Annotated in this window: 24 protein-coding genes; 6 read left to right on the top strand and 18 right to left on the bottom strand. The window is 35.3% G+C overall.

Features of this window, described 5'->3' with window-relative positions:
• Positions 1-54: 54 nt before the first annotated feature.
• From ACVFVN_RS09355 to ACVFVN_RS09310, 10 genes are all read right to left on the bottom strand, one after another.
• Complete coding sequence (locus tag ACVFVN_RS09355; RefSeq protein WP_456235036.1) at positions 55-1,020, bottom strand: hypothetical protein; 966 nt, start codon at positions 1,018-1,020, stop codon at positions 55-57.
• Between the two features lie 124 nt (positions 1,021-1,144).
• Positions 1,145-1,885: a 4-alpha-glucanotransferase gene (locus tag ACVFVN_RS09350; protein ID WP_456235035.1), complete on the bottom strand. Its 741-nt coding sequence runs from the start codon at positions 1,883-1,885 to the stop codon at positions 1,145-1,147.
• A 6-nt stretch (positions 1,886-1,891) separates the two neighbouring features.
• On the bottom strand, positions 1,892-2,446 hold the full coding sequence (locus ACVFVN_RS09345; RefSeq protein ID WP_456235034.1) for a 4-alpha-glucanotransferase: 555 nt from the start codon (positions 2,444-2,446) through the stop codon (positions 1,892-1,894).
• Between the two features lie 241 nt (positions 2,447-2,687).
• Complete coding sequence (locus ACVFVN_RS09340; RefSeq protein WP_456235033.1) at positions 2,688-2,996, bottom strand: carbohydrate-binding module family 20 domain-containing protein; 309 nt, start codon at positions 2,994-2,996, stop codon at positions 2,688-2,690.
• A 445-nt stretch (positions 2,997-3,441) separates the two neighbouring features.
• Complete coding sequence (locus tag ACVFVN_RS09335; protein WP_456235032.1) at positions 3,442-4,215, bottom strand: hypothetical protein; 774 nt, start codon at positions 4,213-4,215, stop codon at positions 3,442-3,444.
• Between the two features lie 96 nt (positions 4,216-4,311).
• A complete protein-coding gene (gene pyk, locus ACVFVN_RS09330) occupies positions 4,312-5,757 on the bottom strand; it encodes a pyruvate kinase (RefSeq protein WP_165133427.1) in 1,446 nt (481 codons plus the stop codon).
• Positions 5,750-6,220 (bottom strand): IPExxxVDY family protein, encoded by a 471-nt coding sequence (locus ACVFVN_RS09325; RefSeq protein ID WP_456235031.1) that lies wholly within the window; start codon positions 6,218-6,220, stop codon positions 5,750-5,752. Before ACVFVN_RS09325 ends, pyk begins: the two co-directional genes overlap by 8 nt.
• Positions 6,195-6,962 carry a ribonuclease III gene (gene rnc / locus ACVFVN_RS09320; protein ID WP_456235030.1) on the bottom strand — a complete coding sequence of 256 codons (768 nt, stop codon included), beginning with the start codon at positions 6,960-6,962 and terminating at the stop codon, positions 6,195-6,197. Before rnc ends, ACVFVN_RS09325 begins: the two co-directional genes overlap by 26 nt.
• Positions 6,963-6,968: 6 nt before the next feature.
• Positions 6,969-8,216: a beta-ketoacyl-ACP synthase II gene (gene fabF / locus ACVFVN_RS09315; protein ID WP_165133433.1), complete on the bottom strand. Its 1,248-nt coding sequence runs from the start codon at positions 8,214-8,216 to the stop codon at positions 6,969-6,971.
• Positions 8,217-8,254: 38 nt separating this feature from the next.
• Positions 8,255-8,494, bottom strand: a complete 240-nt coding sequence (locus ACVFVN_RS09310) for an acyl carrier protein (protein ID WP_002976354.1) — start codon at positions 8,492-8,494, stop codon at positions 8,255-8,257.
• Positions 8,495-8,728: 234 nt separating this feature from the next.
• Between ACVFVN_RS09310 and folE the strand changes: the two genes are divergently transcribed.
• Entirely contained in the window at positions 8,729-9,394 is a 666-nt protein-coding gene (folE, locus tag ACVFVN_RS09305; RefSeq protein ID WP_456235029.1) for a GTP cyclohydrolase I FolE, read from the top strand.
• Positions 9,395-9,554: 160 nt separating this feature from the next.
• The gene (cysS, locus tag ACVFVN_RS09300; protein ID WP_456235028.1) at positions 9,555-11,015 is read left to right on the top strand and encodes a cysteine--tRNA ligase; all 1,461 of its coding nucleotides are present in this window, start codon (positions 9,555-9,557) and stop codon (positions 11,013-11,015) included.
• A gap of 68 nt (positions 11,016-11,083) precedes the next feature.
• Here cysS and ACVFVN_RS09295 read toward each other — a convergent pair whose 3' ends face one another.
• The 7 genes from ACVFVN_RS09295 to ACVFVN_RS09265 form a co-directional block, all read right to left on the bottom strand.
• Positions 11,084-12,373: an aldehyde dehydrogenase family protein gene (locus ACVFVN_RS09295; RefSeq protein WP_165133439.1), complete on the bottom strand. Its 1,290-nt coding sequence runs from the start codon at positions 12,371-12,373 to the stop codon at positions 11,084-11,086.
• Between the two features lie 83 nt (positions 12,374-12,456).
• Positions 12,457-13,047 (bottom strand): hypothetical protein, encoded by a 591-nt coding sequence (locus ACVFVN_RS09290; protein ID WP_456235027.1) that lies wholly within the window; start codon positions 13,045-13,047, stop codon positions 12,457-12,459.
• Positions 13,048-13,081: 34 nt separating this feature from the next.
• On the bottom strand, positions 13,082-13,726 hold the full coding sequence (locus ACVFVN_RS09285; protein WP_456235026.1) for an HD domain-containing protein: 645 nt from the start codon (positions 13,724-13,726) through the stop codon (positions 13,082-13,084).
• A 15-nt stretch (positions 13,727-13,741) separates the two neighbouring features.
• On the bottom strand, positions 13,742-14,587 hold the full coding sequence (locus ACVFVN_RS09280) for an alpha/beta hydrolase family protein (RefSeq protein WP_456235025.1): 846 nt from the start codon (positions 14,585-14,587) through the stop codon (positions 13,742-13,744).
• A gap of 11 nt (positions 14,588-14,598) precedes the next feature.
• Positions 14,599-15,486: a PfkB family carbohydrate kinase gene (locus tag ACVFVN_RS09275; protein ID WP_317164549.1), complete on the bottom strand. Its 888-nt coding sequence runs from the start codon at positions 15,484-15,486 to the stop codon at positions 14,599-14,601.
• A 10-nt stretch (positions 15,487-15,496) separates the two neighbouring features.
• Complete coding sequence (locus ACVFVN_RS09270) at positions 15,497-16,132, bottom strand: DUF4241 domain-containing protein (protein WP_456235024.1); 636 nt, start codon at positions 16,130-16,132, stop codon at positions 15,497-15,499.
• Between the two features lie 31 nt (positions 16,133-16,163).
• The gene (locus tag ACVFVN_RS09265) at positions 16,164-18,782 is read right to left on the bottom strand and encodes a valine--tRNA ligase (protein ID WP_456235023.1); all 2,619 of its coding nucleotides are present in this window, start codon (positions 18,780-18,782) and stop codon (positions 16,164-16,166) included.
• 129 nt (positions 18,783-18,911) lie between these two features.
• On the opposite strand from ACVFVN_RS09265, the gene ACVFVN_RS09260 reads away from it, so the two are divergent.
• From ACVFVN_RS09260 to rmuC, 3 genes are all read left to right on the top strand, one after another.
• The gene (locus ACVFVN_RS09260; protein ID WP_456235022.1) at positions 18,912-19,415 is read left to right on the top strand and encodes a DUF1573 domain-containing protein; all 504 of its coding nucleotides are present in this window, start codon (positions 18,912-18,914) and stop codon (positions 19,413-19,415) included.
• A gap of 77 nt (positions 19,416-19,492) precedes the next feature.
• Entirely contained in the window at positions 19,493-20,368 is an 876-nt protein-coding gene (locus tag ACVFVN_RS09255; protein WP_456235021.1) for a polyphosphate kinase 2 family protein, read from the top strand.
• A gap of 9 nt (positions 20,369-20,377) precedes the next feature.
• Positions 20,378-21,862: a DNA recombination protein RmuC gene (rmuC, locus tag ACVFVN_RS09250; RefSeq protein ID WP_456235020.1), complete on the top strand. Its 1,485-nt coding sequence runs from the start codon at positions 20,378-20,380 to the stop codon at positions 21,860-21,862.
• Between the two features lie 140 nt (positions 21,863-22,002).
• Here rmuC and hemB read toward each other — a convergent pair whose 3' ends face one another.
• Positions 22,003-22,989 (bottom strand): porphobilinogen synthase, encoded by a 987-nt coding sequence (gene hemB, locus ACVFVN_RS09245; protein ID WP_456235019.1) that lies wholly within the window; start codon positions 22,987-22,989, stop codon positions 22,003-22,005.
• Between the two features lie 108 nt (positions 22,990-23,097).
• Between hemB and ACVFVN_RS09240 the strand changes: the two genes are divergently transcribed.
• Complete coding sequence (locus tag ACVFVN_RS09240; RefSeq protein ID WP_165133467.1) at positions 23,098-23,460, top strand: T9SS type A sorting domain-containing protein; 363 nt, start codon at positions 23,098-23,100, stop codon at positions 23,458-23,460.
• Positions 23,461-23,488 lie beyond the last annotated feature (28 nt).

The following is a 23,488-nucleotide window of genomic DNA, read 5'->3' as shown; positions in this document are numbered from 1 at the left end:
GAGAAAGCTAAAAAAACTTTCTCCATTCCCAAAATAACACAAACACTAAAAAACTCACCTTCCTCTTGAAGTACTTTTGGTACTTCTCAAACCATCCACATTATTTCTTTGAGATCCTCTATTGCCTGAGCTTTTCATAGAGCTTGGTGTAGAGTTTCTTGAATTTTTTCTAATTTCTGACCCGTTAGATCTTACATCTCTGGTATTTCTCACAGAACTTTCTTTAAAATCTCTGTTTGAATTATCAGATGAATTTCTAATGTTTTTTACCTCATTATTTCTGATGTTAGAATTTGGATTAGTCGTTTCTATCATCGAATGGTTGCGGGAATTTCCATTTGTATTTCTTATTCCCGAACGGTTATCATTATCAGAAATCATATTTTGATTTCTAACCCCATTAGTATTAGAACGAATAGTATTAGATTTAGTATCCAACATGGCTACATTTCTTGTAGATTTCCAACTATCATTAAAATTCGAGCGGTCTACGTAGTATTTATTAATATTAACATTTTTATATTTCGGACGAACGTGATAATGTACAACATAATAAGTCGTTCTATAATTTTGGAAATATACAATTGGGCTTACGCCTTTATAATATTTTTTTTTGTACGTTACAAAAACCCGAGGTCCAAGAATTCTTTCCAACTCATAAAATCTGTCGTAGTACCAACGGTCAGGATTCATGCCATAATAAGCACTCCACGCCATATAAGACGGAAACCTATTATTAAGGCTAATAATCGCCTGAACTTGCCAAGGTGCTAATCGATAGGTATTAAAAAATCTATTCCAATTGACTCCAGAAATACTGTTGGTGTAATCGTTATAATAGTTTTGATAATAGGCATCGGGATAATAATCCGATGGATAATTGTAATAATAATCGTCGGGATAACTGTATTGATTATCATAATATTCGTAACCATAATAATCTGGATAAGTATCTTGATAATATTGTGAAAACGCAAAGCCACTTAGCATAAGCCCCATTGCAAGAATCATTTTTTTCATAATAAGGTGATTTTTAGCAAAACAAATTTTCTTGTTTACTCTATGATATACTTCATCAAAAAAAGTTAAAAGCAATTTTCACTTTTAACTCTTTTTATGTTTTTAAAGACTGCTATTCAGACACTTATTTTCGTCCAGAATCTTGAATCCAAGAAGCTATTTTTTGGTTAAAATCGGTTTCTGTTTTTAAATCTTCTAAATTAAGATGCATTCTGTAGCGCCAATAATGTGGAAAAATTGTGGGCATATTAATTCGCTCATCATCTATATTTGGATTCATCAAACGCGCATCAGTTGCCAGAAATTCCTGAATTGGGAAAATAGCCAACATCGCATGGGTGAACAGATGTTGTTTCATTATCATTTCAGAAAATTGGGGCAACAAATCCCAAGGTGCTGTTCCGTATTGCTGCAACTGTTCATTAAAATACTGCTGCGTCACATTACGATCCTCATGCCACCACTGCCTAAGTGTAGAACTATCGTGCGATGATGTGGTAACAACATTCATATAGCTTGCGTTTTTAGGATCGTAAAACGGAATATTCCCCGATGGCATACGCTGAACTTTGAGAGCGGTAATCGCAAACTCATCCATCACAATAGGAACAGAATCTGGAACCAAACCCAAATCTTCTCCACAAAACAGCATTTTTGTAGATGTTAACAAAGCAGTAAGCTTCTCCTTGGCTTTTTCGTACCACATCCTATCTTGTCGAACAAAGAAATAATCATTGTAAACTTCCGCCAACGTGCTGCGAGTGCTTTCCGGAAGATCAGCAAAAGACGGCGTATTGGCCATGTTAAAACGCGGATGATAGACTTCTTCACCTTGATCATTTTTTTTCGAGAATGAATAACACATTAGCTGCTAGAGCCAAAAGTTTTCTTCTTGCCAATCTTGTCGGCTTTCCTTGAAAAACTCAGTCAATTGTCTTTGCGAATCATATTCCGATTTAAATTGGTAAGTTCCATCATTTTTAGAATTCAGGAAATGCGACTTTACTAATTCAGTTTCATTCCCAAAAAGCTTGATTAAAATAGCATCCGTAATATAAGGCGTACAAAAACGCTCTTGATCAAAACTAATATTTTTAAGATTTAATTCTTCATTTGTCACAGGAATTGCTGGACAAAAATAACCTAAAACGCCTTGTGTTGCATCCATTGGTATTTTCCAAATTCTGAAAAACCCAAGAATATGATCCATTCGCATCGCATCAAAATAAGGTTCTAATAGCCTAAAACGTTTTTTCCACCACGCGTAAGAATCCGATTTCATCACTTCCCAATTATAAGTCGGAAATTCCCAGTTTTGTCCCAAATTCGAGAAATGATCTGGTGGTGCGCCCGCTTGAAAATCCATCTCAAAAAGTTCTGGTTCTGTCCAAGTTTCAACGCTATGACGATAAACTCCTATTGGCAAATCGCCCTTCAAAAAGACACCGAGTTAATGCGCATAATCAACAGCTTCTGACAACTGCAAATGCAACTGATATTGCACCCAAGCATGCATCATAACATCGGAGTAATCCTTGTGCTTTGTATCGTACATGGCAGCAACTTCTTAATCAGAATAAACTTTATGCGCTTCCCAAATATTGAAATTTGCTGTTTTATATTGATCTCGCAACACACAAAATGCCGCATATGGCAATAAGCTTTTTTTATTTTTTGAAATGTAACATTTCAGCGGATAAATTGGGAGTTGAAATACGATTGTCACCGCCTTCAATGAAAATGACTTGCTTGCTTTCGTTATCATAAATACCATATTTGTATTCAAAATTACAAGAAGCCGAAATTGTTAAAGCCACTTCCCAAACACCGAAATCCACTTCTTGCAAAGCAATTGCTTGGTCATATTGCCAAAGTCCTAGTTCTGAAATATCGCTAATTAAAATTATTTTCCAATTGGGATTATAAAGTGGCGCCTCGATACGGAAAAGATGCGTATGTGTTTTACGAAGCTTCACATTTTCTGGAGTGAAAGCGCTTTTTTTATTTTTAAAAATTTTATTATTAAGATAATTTTCTGGGAAATTTTTCCGATTCCAGGTATCCTGAATTTGATAGGAATCGAAAATGGGGTCTAAAAGTAAAAATGCGAAACAATTTCTTCTTCAACAACTTGTTTATCGATATTTAAAACTTGATACCGATAACAAATATCCTTAAAAAAATAATCCACTTGGCCTTCCCAAATGAAATGGGCTTGACAATCCAAATCATAAGATTGCCCGTATTTTTCATCTTTCAAAACTTGTAAAACCAGATGCTCACCAATTTTGTTTCATAATTAATTTTAAAATAAAGCTTCATCAAAAATGTTATTTGATTAAAATGAAAGTGTTATAAAATAACTTTTAGCGACTATAATTTAATAAAATATCGGTTTTAGAAAAAGATAAAATAAGGATATTAGTCTTTTTTAATACGCTTCAAAAATTCGGGAATATGCTTTTCCATAGCTATGACTAATCCTCCGGCATTTCTGGCTTTCACATACCGACGAACATCAGCTTCGGCCATGGTAAAATTTAAAAATGTATTAATTTGATCATTAGGAATTTCCGCGCTTTCAAAATAAGAATCTTCTATCTTGCTCCGGATCCATTGGATATCATCGACTTCGTCTTCATAACGATAAAGGCTTTTCATTTGGCGGGATTTTCCAGAAAAGACCTTATAAAGTCCATCCACATTTAGCGCACCAAAAATCATAGGTACCAATACATCTTTTGTCATTTCGGGCGCTCTCTCACGAGGTTTCTGGGGTGGCTTTGGTGTTCCTATCTCATTTTGAAGCCGTTCTGCACTATCATCAACTTTTAGAGCTGAAGCATCACTAATTTTACCTGTGATTTTGATATTAGAAACTGTAACTTCTTCGATTTCCTGAGCAGATTTAATCAAGTTTATCACATAATTTTTATCTGAAAAAGCTTCCAAGCTAACACGATCATAATTATCCTTTAAAAACCGAATCGTCTGACCTGGGTTAGCAGCAATGAAAAATTCACCGATAGTATTGGTATAGGTTTTTGTACCTGTGGTAACATTCACCACCAAGACATTGGGAATACGAAGTCCGTTTTCGGTCTGAACAATACCAGAAATTTGATTTTGTCCAAAACTTAGTATGGAAAAAAAGGTTAGAAAAAATAAAAGTGGCCTCAAATAGTTTTTTTTCAAAAGTAAGCTTTTGTAGATATTGAAAACCAATTTTAACGTCGATTAACAAGCTTTACAACTTTTTAAGAAAAAAGCCCCAAAATTGGGGCTTCGAAATTATATTGTTGTCAATCGCAAGGTATTGGTTTTACCACCATAATGGACTGGCATCGCATTAAGGTTGATGACAAAATCACCTTGTTCTACGAATCCATAATTGTGGGCCAACATATTAACCTGGATAACTGTTTCATCGGTGGATTTTTGCATGTCATAATAGAATGCACGCACGCCCCAAAGCAAATTAAGCATCGTAATAACTCGTCTGTTGGAACTAAATACGATAATATGAGCATCTGGTCTATGGGCGGAAATCTGGAATGCTGTATACCCCGACGACGTCAAAGTAATAATCGCCTCTGCGCCAGAACTTTTTACGATATCTACTGCAGAACGGCAAACCATATCTGTCACAAAACGGTCATCCACACAATTGATCTTTTCCTCAATTGGAGCATTTTGTTTTGCGTAAAGATGTGTTGTTTCTGTTGTTTTGACAATCTTCGTTATATTTTTGATAACTTCAACTGGATATTTTCCGACAGAGGTTTCACCAGATAACATTACCGCATCTGCACCGTCCATTACCGAGTTTGCCACATCGTTAACTTCTGCTCTTGTTGGTGTAAGGCTTGTAATCATGGTTTCCATCATTTGGGTTGCAATAATTACAGGTTTTGAATACAACCTTGCTTTATGCACCAGATTTTTCTGAATAACGGGAACTTGCTCCATTGGAACTTCAACACCTAGGTCTCCACGAGCCACCATCAATCCATCGCATTCGATAAGGATTTCATCGATATTTCTAACACCTTCTGGTTTTTCAATTTTAGCGATGATTGGTGTTTTTATTTTATTAGTTGGGTGGTTTTCGATAAGAGCCTTTAGATCTTTAATATCTTGTGCATGACGAACAAACGACAATGCGATCCAATCGACTTCTAGATCCAACATAAAGTTAGCATCTTGGATATCTTTTTCTGTCAAAGCTGGTAAAGAGACATCGGTATTCGGAAGGTTAACACCTTTCTTGGAACTAAGAGGTCCTCCTTGTATGGTTTTTGCACGTACGGTATCTTTTTCATTGGTTTCGATAACTTCTAAAACCAATTTACCATCGTCTATCAGAATACGTTCTCCAACTTTAACATCTTGTGGAAATTTCTCATAAGTCATATAAACTTTGGTAGAATCGCCTTCAACCTTCTCATTGGTAAAGGTTAAAACATCTCCAGGATTAAGGAAAGAACCTTCTTTAACGACGCCGACTCTCAGTTTTGGGCCTTGCAAATCTCCCAAAACGGCTACCGAGTAGCCATATTCTTGATTAATCTCGCGAATAGTTTCGATATTACGTTTTACAATATTGTAATCGGCATGCGAAAAATTTATCCTAAAAACATCAACGCCTGCTTTCACCATTTGGATCATCGTTTCTTTGTCAGAAGACGCAGGGCCTAGTGTTGCAATGATTTTAGTTTTTTTTAAATTCTTATTCATAGTATTGAATTATTTGATAGAGTTCTGTATCTGCTGACAGATTGAACTCTTGTATTGGAAAGAACAGTTTTTCCGGCAGCAAAATTACTGAAAAATCCGCAAACGAATCCGATGAGGTTATAACATAATCAACGTCATGATGATCATTTAATAAAAACTTCACATCCTCTTCATCTTCAAACAGTAAAGTTTGTTCTTTCTTTTTATGGGTAACAATAGATTTGTTGGAGATTAACCTCCAGCAATTTTTGTTTGACTTATCATAAGCCTCATAGCAAGCGAAATGGTAATCGTTATAAACGCCCTCGAAAACAATATCGAAACTGCGCTTTAGATTAAAAATATTGGCATTGTTAAGGTGAAAAAAAACTTCGGGATGTGGCAAATTACTAGCAAGACGCATCAATCCAATTTCGATGCACTCTTCATCTTCAAAATCAAGAAATAGTTGTTTGCTTTTCAATGATTTGCTCTTTTTTATTTAACATATAAAATGCGCGTTGAGCGGCTTTTTCTTCGGCTTTTTTCTTAGAAGATTCTGAAGCATTTGCTATTTTTTCGTCTTCTAACCAAACATTACAACGAAATGCAATCTGCTTGCCAACCAAATGTTCTTCGCAAGTTTCGTATTTTATAGATAGTTTTTTCTTCTGGCTCCATTCTAATAACAAACCTTTGTAACTGATAATTTTGTTTTCTAGTTTATTAATTTCATCAGGCGGAAGAATTTTTTCAAGGACAATTTTTTTACAGGCTTCATAATCGACGTCCAAAAACAGAGCACCCACAAAGGCTTCTAGTAAATTGCCCGCAATATTTTCGCTTAACGTGACACTATTATCCGTAAATATTAATTTGGTTAATCCTAATTGTTCTCCTAGTTTATTAAGATTTTTTCGGTTTACAATTTTGGATTTCATTTGTGTAAGATAGCCTTCATTAGCTTCGGGATATCTTTGGAACAAATAGCAAGAAATAATAGAACCCAATACCGAATCTCCTAAAAACTCTAGCCGTTCATAGTTTTTCTTTTCAGAATTTCGACCCGAAACTTTCAATGAAAAGGCTTCTCGAAAAACTTCAAGATTATTAACTTGATAGCCTACGAGAGCTACAATTTCTTTTTGAAACTTAATGTCTTTTTGAGAAAGTGCGTTGCGTTTTCTTTTTATTAGGAATTTAGAAAGCAAATTCTTCAACTCCATAATAATTTAGATTTTTTTGAAAAGGACACAAGCGTTATGACCTCCGAATCCGAAAGTATTACTCATTGCAATTTCCACGTTTTTCTCAACAGCATTATTAAAAGTGAAGTCTAATCTAGAATCAATCTTTTCATCGTCTGTAAAGTGGTTAATTGTTGGTGGAATAACGCCATGAATAATAGTGCCCAAAGCTGCAATAGCCTCGATAACACCAGCAGCACCTAATAAATGCCCCGTCATAGACTTAGTAGAATTAAGGTTGATATCATAGGCATGCTCACCTAACAATCTTGCAATAGCGTTAGACTCTGCAATATCTCCTAACGGCGTAGAGGTACCATGCATATTGATGTGGTCTACCTCGTTAGCAGAAAGTCCCGCATCTTCTAAACAATTTTTCATTACAAGATATGCGCCCAATCCTTCTGGATGTGGAGCTGTCATGTGGTGCGCATCTGCGCTAAGACCTCCTCCGGCAAGTTCTGCATAGATGGTTGCACCTCTTTTAACAGCGTGCTCATACTCTTCCAAAATAATACATCCTGCACCTTCTCCTAGTACAAATCCATCTCTGTCTTTGTCAAATGGTCTAGAAGCAGTTTTAGGATCATCATTTCTTGTAGAAAGGGCCATCAATGCATTGAATCCTCCCATACCACTAGCTGTTACAGCAGCTTCTGACCCACCACAAACGATAACATCAGCTTTACCTAATTGGATAAGCATTTTGGAATCGATAAGAGCGTTAGCCGATGATGCACAAGCCGAAACGGTTGTATAGTTAGGACCATGGAAACCAAATTCGATAGAGACATTCCCTGGTGTAATATCAGCAATCATTTTTGGAATAAAGAATGGGTTAAATCTTGGTATTCCATTAGACGCAGCAAATCCTAAAACCTCTTTTTCAAAAGTTTCTAATCCGCCAATTCCTGAGCCCCAGATAACCCCAACTCTGTTTTTGTCAACATTGTCTTCGATAAGACGACTATGTGCAATCGCTTCTCGTGCTACAATCTGACCAAACTGAGAGTTACGATCCATTTTTTTTGCTTCTTTTTTATCGAAGTAATTAAGTGGATCAAAATTTTTGACTTCGCAAGCAAATTTTGTTTTAAAATTAGTGGAATCAAAAAGAGTAATGGGAGCAGCACCGCTCTCACCCTTTACAAGACTGTCCCAATATTCTTTTGCATTATTTCCTACCGGTGTAATGGCACCAAAACCTGTAACAACTACTCTTTTTAATTCCATATAATTTTTTAAAATCTCTAATTAATTTTTAGAAAATATTATTTGTTTACTACTTCTTCGATGTAAGCGATAGCGTGACCTACAGTAGTAATTTTTTCTGCTTGATCATCAGGAATCTGAATGTTAAATTCTTTTTCGAATTCCATGATAAGTTCTACAGTATCCAAAGAATCTGCTCCTAAATCGTTAGTGAAGCTAGCTTCTGGAGTTACTTCTGTTTCTTCAACGTCAAGCTTATCAGCGATGATAGCTTTTACTCTTGATGCAATGTCTGACATAGTATTTATTTTTAATTAATGTTAATTTGGTGCAAATATATAAAATTTCAATTCAAAATGATTAAATTTTATGATTCGTATTTTATAAAAACACAACCAAAAGATTATCAGTTGATTTAAAAGCTAAAAATTTTCACCAAACGAAATTTACATATTAATTTTAATAATACCTCGCTTTTAACCATCAAAAGTTTATTTTTTCATAATTTTGCTTATTATAATTAGTTTTAAAAAATGGCGGAACATTTTGATAATGACGATGACCTTTTCACAGGTAAAGAACATACACCACTTCGCGAAGATGCATTTGCACTAAGTCCTCAGCAAAAAATTGATAAAATCCAAGGTCTTTTTGGTGAGATCATGGAAACGCTAGGACTCGATATGACGGATGATTCCCTAAAAGACTCTCCAAAACGTGTTGCCAAAATGTATGTTAACGAGATTTTCGGAGGATTGCTTCCCGAAAACAAACCTGGTATTTCGACATTTTCTAATAAATACAAATACCGTCAAATGCTTGTAGAAAAAGACATTACAGTCTATTCTTTCTGCGAACATCATTTTTTGCCAATTATTGGGCGTGCTCATGTTGCTTACATCTCAAATGGTGAAGTAATTGGTTTATCAAAAATTAATAGAATTGTTGACTATTACGCCAAAAGACCACAAGTACAAGAACGATTAACCATGCAAATCGTAGAAGCGCTGAAAGAAGCGCTTGGCACCAAAGATGTCGCTTGCATTATCGATGCCAAGCATCTTTGCGTGAATTGTCGTGGCATAAAAGACACTGCTAGTTCGACAATTACAGCAGAATTAAGTGGTATTTTCCGTACCAATCCAATTACGCGACAAGAATTTTTACATTATGTGGGAAACCACGCCAAAGTGGATTAATTTGATTTAAAAATTTGATAATTAATATTATGACTAAATTTAGGACAACACAACACCAGATTTTTATTACAACTATTATTTGTTGTGATAATACTTGCTGTGTTTCAGCTTAAATTTCATTTAATAATTATCATAAACCAATTACTTTTATAACATAACAATGCAACTGAAAATATACAATTCTTTAACCGGAGAAAAAGAAATATTCCAACCAATACTAGAAGGCAATATCGGCATGTACGTCTGTGGCCCAACCGTTTACAGTAATGTGCATTTAGGGAATGTCCGAACCTTTTTGTCTTTCGATTTTATCTATCGAAGTTTGGTATTTTTAGGATATAAAGTTCGTTATGTGCGCAACATTACAGATGCTGGACATTTAACGGACGATGGCGACATCAATAATGACCGCTTTATCAAGCAATCGCGTTTGGAGAAATTAGAACCCATGGAAATTGTACAGAAATACACTGTTGATTTTCATGATGTTTTAAAAAAATTCAATCTTCTACCTCCAACGATTGAACCGACGGCTACAGGCCATATTGTAGAACAAATTGAGTTAACAAAAACGCTTATCGAGAAAGGATTTGCCTACGAAAGCAATGGTTCTGTGTATTTTGATGTGATTGAATATAACAATCGCGGACTTAATTATGGAGAACTTTCAAGAAGAAATATCGAGGAGCTTTTTGCCAACACGCGCGATCTTGACGGACAAGATGAAAAGAAAAATCCACAAGATTTTGCCCTTTGGAAGAAAGCATCTCCGCAGCATATCATGAAGTGGATTTCCCCATGGGGAGAAGGTTTCCCAGGATGGCATCTCGAATGTACCGCGATGAGTACCAAATATCTTGGAAATAAATTTGATATCCACGGTGGCGGAATGGATTTAAAATTTCCACACCACGAATGTGAAATCGCTCAAGGAAAAGCTTGTAATGGTGAAGAGCCAGTTCGCTATTGGATGCATGCCAATATGCTAACGATGAATGGACAACGTATGTCCAAGTCAACTGGCAATTACATTCTTCCCATGGAATTAATCACTGGAAATAACAACTTTTTTGAAAAAGCATTTCATCCAAGTATATTGAGATTTTGTTTTTTACAAGCACATTACAGAAGTGTTTTAGACATTTCCAATGACGCGATGTTGGCCAGCGAAAAAGGCTTTAATAGGCTAATGGATGCTGTAAAAACCTTAGATTATTTGGAGGCTTCTAAAGAGTCAAGCATCAATATAGAAAATTTAAAAACTAAAGTCGTTGATGCCTTATTAGATGATTTTAATAGTCCAATATTGATGGCTAATCTGTTTGAAATTGTTAAAACAATTTTTGCGATTAAAGACAAAAAGGAAACTATCAACCAAGCCGATCTTGATGATTTAAAACGTTTTGTACACGACATTGTTTTTGAAGTTTTGGGCTTACAAAGCATTGAAGAAAACAATAGCGAAAAACTAGATCAAGCTTTAAAAATCTTAATTGAATTAAGAAATCAAGCGCGAAAAGCTAAAAACTGGGAACTTTCTGACCAGATTAGAGACCAACTTTTGGAACAAGGCATTGAACTAAAAGACAGTAGAGAAGGAACAAATTACCAACTTTTATAATAAGTTTCGGCGCCCTTTAGGCGCCGAAACTTATTTTACATCTATTAAAAATATTTAATCACAAAAAATTAAATATTACCAACTACAGTTTTTGTAATGGTGAATTCCTTTAAGGCTAAAGTTGACAATTCTACGCCATAACCCGATTGTTTTGCTCCACCAAATGGTAAACGCGCATCCGAGCTTGTTGATTTATTAATCGAAACAGTACCAGATTCGAGATTATCAATAAAAAATTGTGCTCTTTCCTTATTCTTTGTCCAGATTGCATTTCCTAATCCAAACGGAATATCATTCGCTATAGTCAAAAGTTCTTCGTCCGACTCTCCCACCATCACCATTGCCAAAGGCCCGAACAACTCTTCTTGCAAAATAGGATTACCAGTCTCAACTTTGATAACGCCAGGCGTCAACTCTTGATCTGACACGCGTACCAAAGGAATGATTACCTCAGCGCCATTTGCTAATGCCTTTTCGTATTGAGCAACCAAATCATCAGCGAGATCTTTTCTGGCCATTTTAGAAATCCTCGTTTCTTTATCCATTGGATCTCCAGGTACATAACTACGATATTCTTCCAAGAAAATGGCCAAGAAATCTTGTTCTACTGATTTCTGTATCAAAAATCGTTTTGCAGCATTACAAACTTGTCCTGTATTTTGAAGTTTTCCTCGCGGCCCTTCTTTAGCGGCTTTTAGAATATCGGCATCATCCAAAACAATGTACGCGTCGCTTCCTCCTAATTCCAAAACAGACTTTTTAATATTTTTACCAGCGATAGAAGCTACTTCGCCACCAGCTTTTCCACTACCTGTCAAGCTAACGCCTTTCACATAAGGATTTTCTAAAATCTCTTGAATTTCTTTGTGGCCCACTTCAAAATTCTGAAATACAGCTTTTGGAAAACCAGCTTCTAAAAATAATTTTTCTATCGCGTTACCTGTACCAAAACAAATTGAAGCATGTTTTAAAACCACAACATTTCCCGCTAAAATTGCAGGCACTGCGAATCTCAAAACTTGCCAGAAAGGAAAATTCCATGGCATAACGCCCAAAATAATCCCCATTGGCGCATGGTGAACTTCAGAAATATTAAACTCAGTTTTAATAGTTTCAGATTTTAAAACATTAGGACAATTTGCGTAATAATCTAGCATTCCTGCTGTTTTATTAATCTCAGCAATCGATTGTGTAATCGGTTTGTACATTTCGTTGGTAATGGTCGTGGCATAAGACTCAACATTTGCTCTCATAACTTCTGCCATTTTCACAAAATATTGTTGACGTTCTTCAAAACTTATTGTTTTCCAATTAAGGAAAGCTTGGTTACCTGCTTCTAATTTAGCTTGTATATTCATAGTAAAAAATTCTGCACATAAGGTGTGCCAGAAACTTATTTATAAAATAAAAATTAAAGTTAATGATGATAGAAAGTATCTGTCTATTTTCGCCTAAAAAGCAAAACAGAATTGAGGAAAATCAGCAGTAAGTCTAGTGTTATCCAAATACTGATTTTCATATTGTCGTATTTCAAAATTCCAACTTGGTCTGACGCAATCCCCGAAAGCTTTTGACTTTGGTTAATATAATTACGCACCTCAACAATCTGGTCTTTATCACCTGCTGGCACTGCATGTTGTGAAAAATAAACCAATCGGGATTTGTTAAGATAGCCCGCAATCCAAAACTCATTGGATTTTTGCATATTAAGATATTCTATCCTATAAAAATCTGGTCGAATTTTACCAACATGTTTGGACATATATTTTTTGGTATTTTCCGCATCAGAAACACGAATAATATAAAAATCCAAAGGCTGTGGTAAGTGATTAATAACTTGCACCGCCATGGAGTTTTCCAAAAATTGGCTCAAACTTTTTTCTATAAACAAATATGTAAAATAGGCTATACTTCCCATCACAATAACAAATCTAAAAATCTTGCTTACAACCGCAAACCGACCTTTTTTGTACAAAGACAAAACTAAGGCTACGCATAACAATAAGAAAATCAGAAATATTATTAAATACATAATGCAAAGATAAGAAAGCTTTTGAAACTAGCGCTTAGTCCACATTCCATTCTTTATAAAACTGATCTAGGAAGTCTAGCATATACTGGTGTCTTTCTTCGGCCAATTTTTTCCCAGCGCTCGTATTCATCATGTTTTTCAGAAGCAATAGTTTTTCATAAAAATGATTGATGGTCGTCCCATTCGATTTTTTATATTCTTCTTTTGACATACCGATTTTTGGCAAAACTTCTGGATCGTACATCAAATTATTTTTGAAGCCTCCAAAATTAAAAGTCCTTGCAATGCCTATCGCGCCAATCGCATCAATCCTATCAGCATCTTGTACAATTTGTAATTCTACAGGAATTTCTTCGGGAAGATTATCTCTATTTTTAAACGAAATATGATTAATAATAAACACTACTTTTTCGATTTTTTCTTCTGGATAAGCACAGTTTCTCAAAAATTCTGAAGCAATTTTCGGCGCCAAACTTTCATCACCATTATAAAATTTCGGATCGGCAATATCGTGAAACAAAGCACCCAATTCTACAATTTCTGAATCACAATTTTCAGTCTTTGCAATTTTTTTGGACAATTTCCAGACTCTTTCGATGTGATACCAATCGTGTCCAGCTTCTGCACCTTTTAGCTTTTGCTTTACAAATTCTATTGTTTTTTCAATTGTAGATTCCAAATTTTTAGTTTTAAATTAAATAATCTCTTGTTTTAAAATTTCCCAAAGCTTTTGGTTATAACTTCTAAAAAAGTTAACATGTCCAATTTTTCCCACTTCGGATTCGCTTTTTGTTAACAAACGATAACTTGGTTTTAGTTTTGGATAGCTTAATTTCAGTAAAGCTTCAACTCCTTTTTGGGTCAACCATTCGTCATCATCAGCATAAAGGACAAAACATTCTTTGGTCAATTCTTTAGATATATTAGTGTTAGAATGTTCTAGTAAATAATCTGTCGACTTTGATTTTAAAATTAAATTTCGCCAATCAAATCCAACACCTGCTGGCAAACTTTCTCCCAATCCAAAATGATGCGCAGGAAAATAACCGAATAATTTAGTTGACAAAGGTTGTACAATTCCAAATCCCAAATAAGCTGAAATTTTGGTTTTAAAATTCAAATTGCCGACATAAGCATTCTGTGTGGCAACAAATAAAACTTTCTGAAAAATTTCAGAATGCGGGCTCATGCCCAAAATTAAAGCACCAACGCTGTGACCAAGAAGATATTTGGAATAATTTTGAAAATGTTTTATAACATACTCTGTAAGCGCTTTGAAGTCAAGATTGCCCCAATCACGCATTGTTGCAGAAAATGAGTTTAATTTTCTCGGTTTAGAAAGTCCAATACCGCGATAGTCATAGGTTATTACCGTAATTCCATTTTGAGCTAGATATTGTGCAAATCCGAAATACATTTGTTGTTTCACACCCGTTGCAGAATTGACAATCAAAATCTTGTGATGATTTTCTTCTTCGGGCACGAATAAAGTACAAGCCAAAGGATATTGATCTTCAGCTTTAACAACAAACTCCTTCATAAAATTTTTAATTATTTAACTTCCTTAAGGCTTGGAAGTCCTTTCTGAGAATCGAGTTGATTGGCTACATGAAGGGCTATTTTGTTTCCAAATTTCACGCAAGTTTCGATATCATTTTGGTGAAGATATGCTATTGCAAAACCCGATGTAAAGGCGTCCCCCATTCCCATTTTGTTAACCATATTTTCTGGATTTTCGCGAAAATATTTCATTTCGCTGCCATCATAGTAACTTGTAGAATTGGCATCGTCTCTCAGAAACAATTTGTTGGGAAGGCTCTTCATGATGCTTTCCACCGGTTCGTTTTCAAAAATGATTTTAATGTCGTGATTTTTTGCAACAATAAAAGTTGCTGCATCAATAACAGTTTTGGACAAATATGCCGCTGGCGCAGCATAAACACCTAGTTTTTTGTTATATTTTTTGCATTTCTCTGCTACATAATTGATAGTTTCGGTTGGGATTTCCATTTGTATCAAAACCATGTCTGCTGCCTGAAAAAAACGATCAGCTTCATCTATGTAACGTTTATTAAGTTTATAATTGGCTCCAGGAATTACCACAATAGCGTTGCCTTCTTTGGAGGTTGTAACATAAGCTGTTCCTGTAGGCTCATCTGTTTCGTTAACAAAAGCGACATTAACCCCTTCGTCATCGAGATTTCTGATAACCTGTTGCCCATAAGGATCCATGCCGACACAGCTTACCAAATAGACATTCGCGCCGAGCTTTGCAGTAGCAATGGCTTGATTAGCTCCTTTTCCACCAAGAAAACTTTTGGACTCCGATGCTAAAATGGTATCATTAGCCTGTGGAATTTTGGATGTTTCTAAAACAAAATCTATAGATGAACTTCCTACTACAACAATTAAAGGACGCTTTTGTATAACTTTTATCATACTTTTGTATTTATTGAATTTCTATAAATTCTGTAACAAATTTTATAGGTTGTTTCGCTTTGTTGTAACCGATGTAAGAGGCATAAAAACCTTCACCGTAACCCGCCTCGAAGGCCAAAAGATTAGCTTTCTCTTCTGGATATGGTTTCATCATCGCGAATTGATCAATCGCGCCATTGCTATCGTAAAAATACGTATGGAAAAACTCTTCGTAAATGCCTAAAAAGTCAACGCCTTTCTTGTGAAAAAGTTCTTGTTCGTAGTCATTTAATCTTTGTTGAGAGTCCAAATCCATAAGTGCTGCCATCCCCGATTCTACAGGAAAACCAAAGATTTCACCCTCTTCTAAATCTTCTAATTTTTGGTTATCGCACAATGCCATCACCCAACTATCAACATCTCCCGATTCAAAAATAATTTCCGAATAAGCGACGCAATTGCTGCTAATCTCCTTATGGATCATAATGGAAAAATCTCCTTTCGGAAACAATTGGTTAAAAGCAGTTTTGTCCGGTGTTATAATGGGATCGCACGCAACCAATCGTCCAGACGACAAATGTAGAACACCCGCCTCAAAGCTTTCTAGAAGCGGGTTTTCTACAAATGATTTTGAAAATAGTTTCGTGATATTTTCTATATGATTCATTCTTGTGAAAGTAAAGAATAATTCTTTAGTATTATAATGTTTTTAATTTTTCTTCTAAAATCGCTATTTTTTCCATAGCATCATTCTTTTTCTTCAATTCGTTATCCACAACTTGTTGTGGTGCGCCAGCCATAAATTTTTCATTTGATAATTTTTTCTCCACAGAAATAAGGAAACCTTTTAAGTATTTTAATTCTTCTTCTGTTTTGATTTTTTCTTCAGCTAAATCTAAATTTTCACTCAACGGAATAGAACATTCTGTTGAACCAACTAAGAAACTAAAGCTAGGCTTATCGGTCTTTTCATTGAAATGAATATTTTCGATATTCGCAAGTTTGAGAATTACCGCTGCATTTTCGAAATTTGAAACATTGGTAAATAATTCAATTTTTTCTCTTGGCGAAATTGCTTTGGATTGACGATAGTTTCTAATGCCCGAAATGACTTCTTTAGTAAAATCAAAATCAGCAATTATTTTATAGTCAACTTTTTCAGCTTTTTTTTGTTGAACAACTATCAAAGCATTATTAACATCCCGTTTTGCTATGATTTGCCAAATTTCTTCTGATAAAAATGGCATGAATGGGTGTAACAATTTCATTAATTCTTCAAAGAAACTAAGCGTTTGGTTATAAACTTCCGCACTAATCGCTTCGCCAAAATTTGGTTTTATCGCCTCCAAATACCAAGAGCAGAAATCGTCCCAAATCAATTTATATAAAACATGCAACGCATCAGAAATTCTGAATTTAGAGAAATGGTCATCCATCTCTGCGATACTCTTATTAAGCTGTTGTGCAAACCAATTAATCGCTTGTTGATCGGCATCATTAGGAGCCATATTTTCATCTTTTGTCCAACCTTGCGTTAACTTGAAGGCATTCCAGATTTTAGTAGCAAAATTACGTCCTTGAAGCATCAAATCTTCATCAAACAACAAGTCGTTACCCGCCGCAGAACTTAATAAAATCCCTACACGAACGCCATCTGCACCATATTTATCTATCAGATCAATAGGATCTGGTGAGTTGCCCAAAGATTTGGACATTTTGCGACGTTGTTTATCGCGTACAATTCCCGTGAAATATACATTCTTAAAAGGAATTTCTTTTCTATACTCCAATCCAGACATAATCATACGTGCCACCCAGAAGAAAATAATATCCGGACCAGTCACCAAATCTGAAGTTGGATAGTAATAGTTAATATCTTTATTGTCGGGTTCTAAAATCCCTTCAAAAACAGAAATTGGCCATAACCAAGACGAAAACCAAGTATCTAAAGCGTCTTCGTCCTGTTTTAGATTTGAGATTTGAAGATCTGAGATTTGAGATTTTTCTCTTGCTAAAACCAAAGCATCTTCTATTGTCTCTGCTACAACAAAATCATTTTCTCCATCTCCATAATAGAAAGCTGGAATCTGCTGTCCCCACCACAATTGACGCGAGATGTTCCAGTCGTGAACATTCTCCATCCAATGTCTGTAAGTATTTTTGAATTTTTCTGGATAAAACTTCACCTCATCATCCATTACAACATCCAAAGCAGGTTTTGCCAAAGTACTCATTTTCAAAAACCACTGAACAGAAATTTTCGGTTCAATAACGGCGCCAGTTCTTTCGGAAGTTCCAACTTTGTTGGTATAATCTTCTGATTTTAAAAGAAGTCCCTTTTCGTCAAGCTCTTTTGCAATTTCTTTTCTTACAACAAAACGATTCTTTCCAGAATAATGCAATGCATGGTCATTAAGATTAGCATCATCATCCATAGAGTCTATCATTGGCAAATCGTGTTTTTTACCAATTTCATAATCGTTAAGATCGTGCGCTGGTGTAATTTTAAGCGCACCAGTCCCGAACTCAATATCAACATAATCGTCTTCAATAATAGGGATTTCGCGATTAACAATTGGCACAATAACTTTTTGACCTTTCAGGTGTTGATAGCGCTCATCAGCAGGGTTGACACAAACCGCAACATCCCCAAAAATAGTTTCTGGACGCGTTGTCGCCACGGTCAAGAACTCATCCGAGCCAAGGATTTTATATTTTAAATAGAATAATTTTCCGTTTTGCTCTTTGAAAATAACCTCTTCATCAGAAATGTTTGTTTTAGCTTCTGGATCCCAGTTAATCATCTTGTAACCGCGATAGATAAGACCTTTGTTGTATAAGTCAACAAAAACTTTAATAACCGATTTTGACAAATTATCTTCCATTGTGAATCGCGTACGATCCCAATCGCAAGAACAACCAAGTTTTTTGAGCTGCTCCAAAATCGTTCCTCCATATTGATGGGTCCAATCCCAAGCATGCTTTAAGAATTCTTCTCTACCAATATCTTTTTTAGAAATACCTTGTTCTTTAAGTTTAGCAACAACTTTAGCTTCGGTTGCAATAGAAGCGTGGTCTGTTCCTGGCACCCAACAAGCATTGAAACCTTGCATTCTTGCTCTTCTCACCAAAACATCTTGAATGGTATTATTCAACATGTGTCCCATGTGAAGGATCCCTGTAACGTTAGGTGGTGGAATAACAATTGTGTAAGGTGGTCTATCATCTGGCGTTGAATGAAAATAATTATTTTCTAACCAGTAACTGTACCATTTTTGTTCTGTCTCTTGTGGGTTATATTTATTTGCAATCTGCATTATTAATAATTTTTGGCTTATTATTTGCAAAAATAAGATAAACAAAATTATTTATAGAAATATTTAAATTATATTTATAACTTTGATTCTTAGTAATTTTAAAATTAAATTAACAAAACAAGAAATAATATGAAAAAGACACTTTTAGGATTGGTAGCTCTATTAAGCTTTGGATTAGCATCTGCACAAACAATTTCTTTTGACAAAACAGTTCACGATTACGGAAAAGTAGCACATGGTGCTGATGGTCACACATACTTCACTATCACCAACACTGGTAAAGAACCGCTTATTTTATCTGACGTAAAACCAGCATGTGGTTGTACAACACCAGAATGGAGCAAAGATCCAATTCTTCCAGGAAAATCTACTAAAATAAAAGTTGGATACAATACAAATTTAAACGGAGCATTTAGCAAGCCTATCGAAGTATTTTCTAACGATGCCCAAAACCCAAGATCAGTATTAATCATAAAAGGCGAAATCATTGGCGCAGCAGGCCAACAGTTAGAAGTTGCACCTATGAAAGCACAAGCTGCACAGGCACCAGCTATGCAATCAAGAAAAGCGGCACCAGCTAAAAAAGCAGCTTTAAAATCGGCAACACCTGTTGCATTAGAAGCTAAAAAATAATTAGTAACTATTTATAAAATTAAAAAAACCGCTTTATTTAAGCGGTTTTTTTATTACTTTTAACCAAAAAGCAAATTATGAAGCCCATAGAAACCAAAGATTTTCTAGTCAGTAAGAAAGATTTTAAATTATCCGATCACAAAACCGACTACAAAGCCGACATACCAAAAGAAGAAGGCCAGCAACTTCTCCACATCGAGAAAGAAAAACTTTACGACTTACAAGAAAAACTTTATGCCGATAATAGCCAATCACTTTTAATTGTTATCCAAGCGATGGATGCAGCAGGAAAAGACAGCCTTATAGAACATGTCTTCGGCGGTGTTAATCCACAAGGTTGCACCGTAACCAGTTTTAAAACACCAAGTTCTAAAGAATACAATCATGATTTTTTATGGCGCCATTATTTAGCTATTCCAGAAAAAGGCAAAATTGGTATCTTCAACCGCTCGCATTACGAAAGTGTTTTGGTCTGCAAAGTTCATCCTGAATACAATCTTAAAGAACGCGTATGGGATAATGTTAAGGATTTTGATAAGAAATTTTGGGAAAACCGCTACGAAAGCATCAGAAATTTTGAAAAACATTTGACCAACAACGGAACCAAAATTATTAAATTCTTTTTAAACGTTTCTAAAGAAGAACAAAAACAGCGTTTTCTGGATCGCATCAACGAAGAGGATAAAAATTGGAAATTTGCCAGTGGCGATGTTGTTGAACGCGGTTATTGGAAGGACTACATGAAAGCTTATGAAGAAGCCATCCAAGCAACCAACACAGATTACGCCCCTTGGCATATTATCCCAGCCGACAAAAAATGGTACACTAGACTTTCTGCGCTGCAGATTATTATCGAGACTTTGGAAAATATGAATCTTAAATTCCCCGAAGTTAACAAAGAAGAAAAAGAAGCCCTACAAAAAGCAAAAATAGAATTAGAGAACGAAAAATAAAATTTTAAAATGGATTGGTTATCATTGTTGGTGGGACTTGTAGCTGGCATAATCATTGGGATACTGGTTTTGTATTTTTATTATCAAACTAAAATCAGTACAAAAACTTTAAGTTTTGAAAAAGAAATTTCGAGTCTGCATTCGGAAGTGTCTTTTTCAAAATCAAATCTTGAAAATTCTGAAAAGCAAAAAGAAAATCTCCAACTTAAAAATGATGATCTCGAGTCCAAAGTTTTTGAATATCACCAAAAACTAGCAGAACAAAATGCAGACAATCTCAATCTTGTTCAACAATTGGATGATATTAAATTTGATTTAAAACAACTTCAAGACAAACAAGAAGTTTTGCTAAATGACAAACAAACTTTAATTGCTCAAAATGCAGAATTAAACGCTCAAAATAAAAATTTTGAAATCCTTCTTAAAAACCAAAAAGAAGAAATAGAAAAATTACAAAAGCAAAGCCAACTTCATTTTGAAAAAATGGCGAACCAAATACTGGAAGAGAAAACCGAAAAATTCACCAACCTCAACCAACAACATCTCAAATCCATTTTGGAACCATTTGGTAAGAACCTGGACGACCTTAAAAAAACGGTACACGAAACCTACGATAAAGAAAGTAAAGAACGATTTTCATTAGGCGAAAAAGTGAACGAACTAAAACTTCTCAACCAACAAATTTCGCAAGAAGCCAACAAACTTACCAAAGCTCTGAAAGGCGAAAGCAAAACCCAAGGCAACTGGGGCGAAATGATTCTCGAAAGTATTTTGGAAAAATCTGGATTAACAAAAAACCGAGAATATTTTCTAGAACACGAGTTGCGAGACGATCATAAAAACCCAATCTATTCTGAGTTTTCTGGTAAAAAAATGCGTCCCGATGCGATTATCAAATATCCAGACCAACGCAATGTGATTATCGACAGCAAGGTATCGCTCACCGCTTTTATCGAGATGGCAAATGAGGAAGACGTTGACATTTTTAAAATTAAACAAAATCAACATCTTGCTTCTATTAAAAACCATATCAACGAGCTCAGCAACAAAGCTTATGATGACTTTGACAAATCATTAGATTTTGTGATGCTTTTCGTTCCGAGCGAAGCGGCTTACAACGCGGCTTTGCAAGCGGACACGCAGTTATGGAATTACGCCTACGACAAACGGATTTTGTTACTAAGTCCTACCAATCTTATCACTTCGCTAAAGCTAATTGCCGATCTTTGGAAGCGTGAATATCAAAATAAAAACGCTATGGAAATTGCAGAACGTGGCGCCAAACTTTATGATAAATTTGTGAGTTTTGTGGACAAATTGGAAAAGATTGGAAAAAGTATCGACCAAGCGCAATCCTCTTATGATGAAGCTTACAAACAATTATCAACAGGTAACGACAACTTGGTTTTACAAACTGAAAAACTTCGAAAACTCGGTTTGAAAAATAAAAAACAACTGTCCAATGGCATGACCGAAACATCTAAAGAAGTGTAACAAAAAAGTTTCAGGGAAATCCTGAAACTTTTTTGTTATTTAGCCCTGATGGAAGCGGCATCCTTTTGTTGAGGCGGCTGAGCGAAGCGAAGTCGGCGAAACAAAAGATACAGCGGACAGCGGGAAAAAGCTCCTAATAATTATCTATTAAGTAATTTGGCTACTTCTGGCGCTGCATAAGTGAAAATCATGTCTGCGCCCGCTCTTTTGATACATGTCAAACTTTCGATAAGTACTTTGTCGTTATCCAACCAGCCATTTTGAGCAGCAGCTTTCAACATTGCATATTCGCCACTTACCTGATAAACTGCAATGGGCTGCGTAATTAATTCTCGAACCTTAGAAACGATATCCAAATAAGGCATTCCGGGTTTTATCATAATAATATCTGCACCTTCTGCCACATCATCCAAAACTTCTGTAATGGCCTCTTTGGAATTATGAAAATCCATTTGGTAGGTTTTTTTGTCTTCGGGGATGTCTGTGGCGTCCACTGGCGCACTGTCCAAAGCACTTCTGAAAGGTCCATAGAAAGAACTTGCATACTTCGCCGCGTAAGATAAAATTCCACAATCTGTAAATCCTGCATCATCCAATGCTTCTCGAATTAGCAAAACACGACCGTCCATCATATCACTTGGTGCTACAAAATCGGCTCCTGCTTCTGCCAAAGATACTGACATATTGGCGAGCGCTTCTAAAGTTGAATCGTTGTCTACTTTTCCGTTTTTGATAATGCCGTCGTGTCCATAAATTGAGTACGGGTCCAGTGCAACATCTGGCATAATTACCACTTCTGGAACGGCATCTTTTATAGTTTTAATCGTCGTTTGCATTAATCCGTTTGGATTCCAAGCTTCTTTACCGGTATTATCCTTTAGGTTATCGGAAACCTTCATGTAGAGATTAACAGCTTTAATTCCTAATGCATAATTTTCTTTGATTTGTTTAACTGTTAAATCTAAAGTTTGGCGAAAAACTCCGGGCATTGAAGAAATGGCTTCTTTTTTGTTTTCACCTTCCATGACGAACATTGGTAAAACAAAATCGTTGGTAGTGATTTGCGTTTCCTGAATTAGACTTCTAATAGACGCGTTGGTTCTAAGTCTTCTATTTCTTGTAAACATCAGTAAAATTTTTACTGCAAATTTACGTCACAATTATGGAATAATTATTGTATAATTGAAATGATTTAAATACATTTGTGTTTAGGACTTTCAATAAAGTTTATTTAAATGAGAAAATTTTTACTATTTATATTATTCACGGGCTTTTCCCTGACATTCTCCACAAAGATGAATGCTCAGGTTAGTAAAGCGAGTTACAACATCAACTCTGGATTTTCCAAAAGTGATGATGGGGTTTTGGTAGCTTATCCCAATCCAGCTAAAGATTTTATCATTATAAAGGCTAAAGAAAATGAGGCTAAGATAAAAACAGTAACATTTTATTCAATACTTGGGGTACAAGTTTTGGAATACAGTGTTAATATGAATGCTGCTGAGATAAGATTGGACAAACTTCGTCCTGGTAAATATCTCATGCGTTATACTCTTGATGATAATACGCAAAGGGTAACGCAGATTATTAAACAATAATTTTTTTTAAATATAAAACCTCAGTTAA

Source organism: Soonwooa purpurea, from assembly GCF_053891095.1.
The sequence above is the reverse complement of the archived record's forward strand: the minus strand, read 5'-3'. Positions and strand labels throughout refer to the sequence as shown.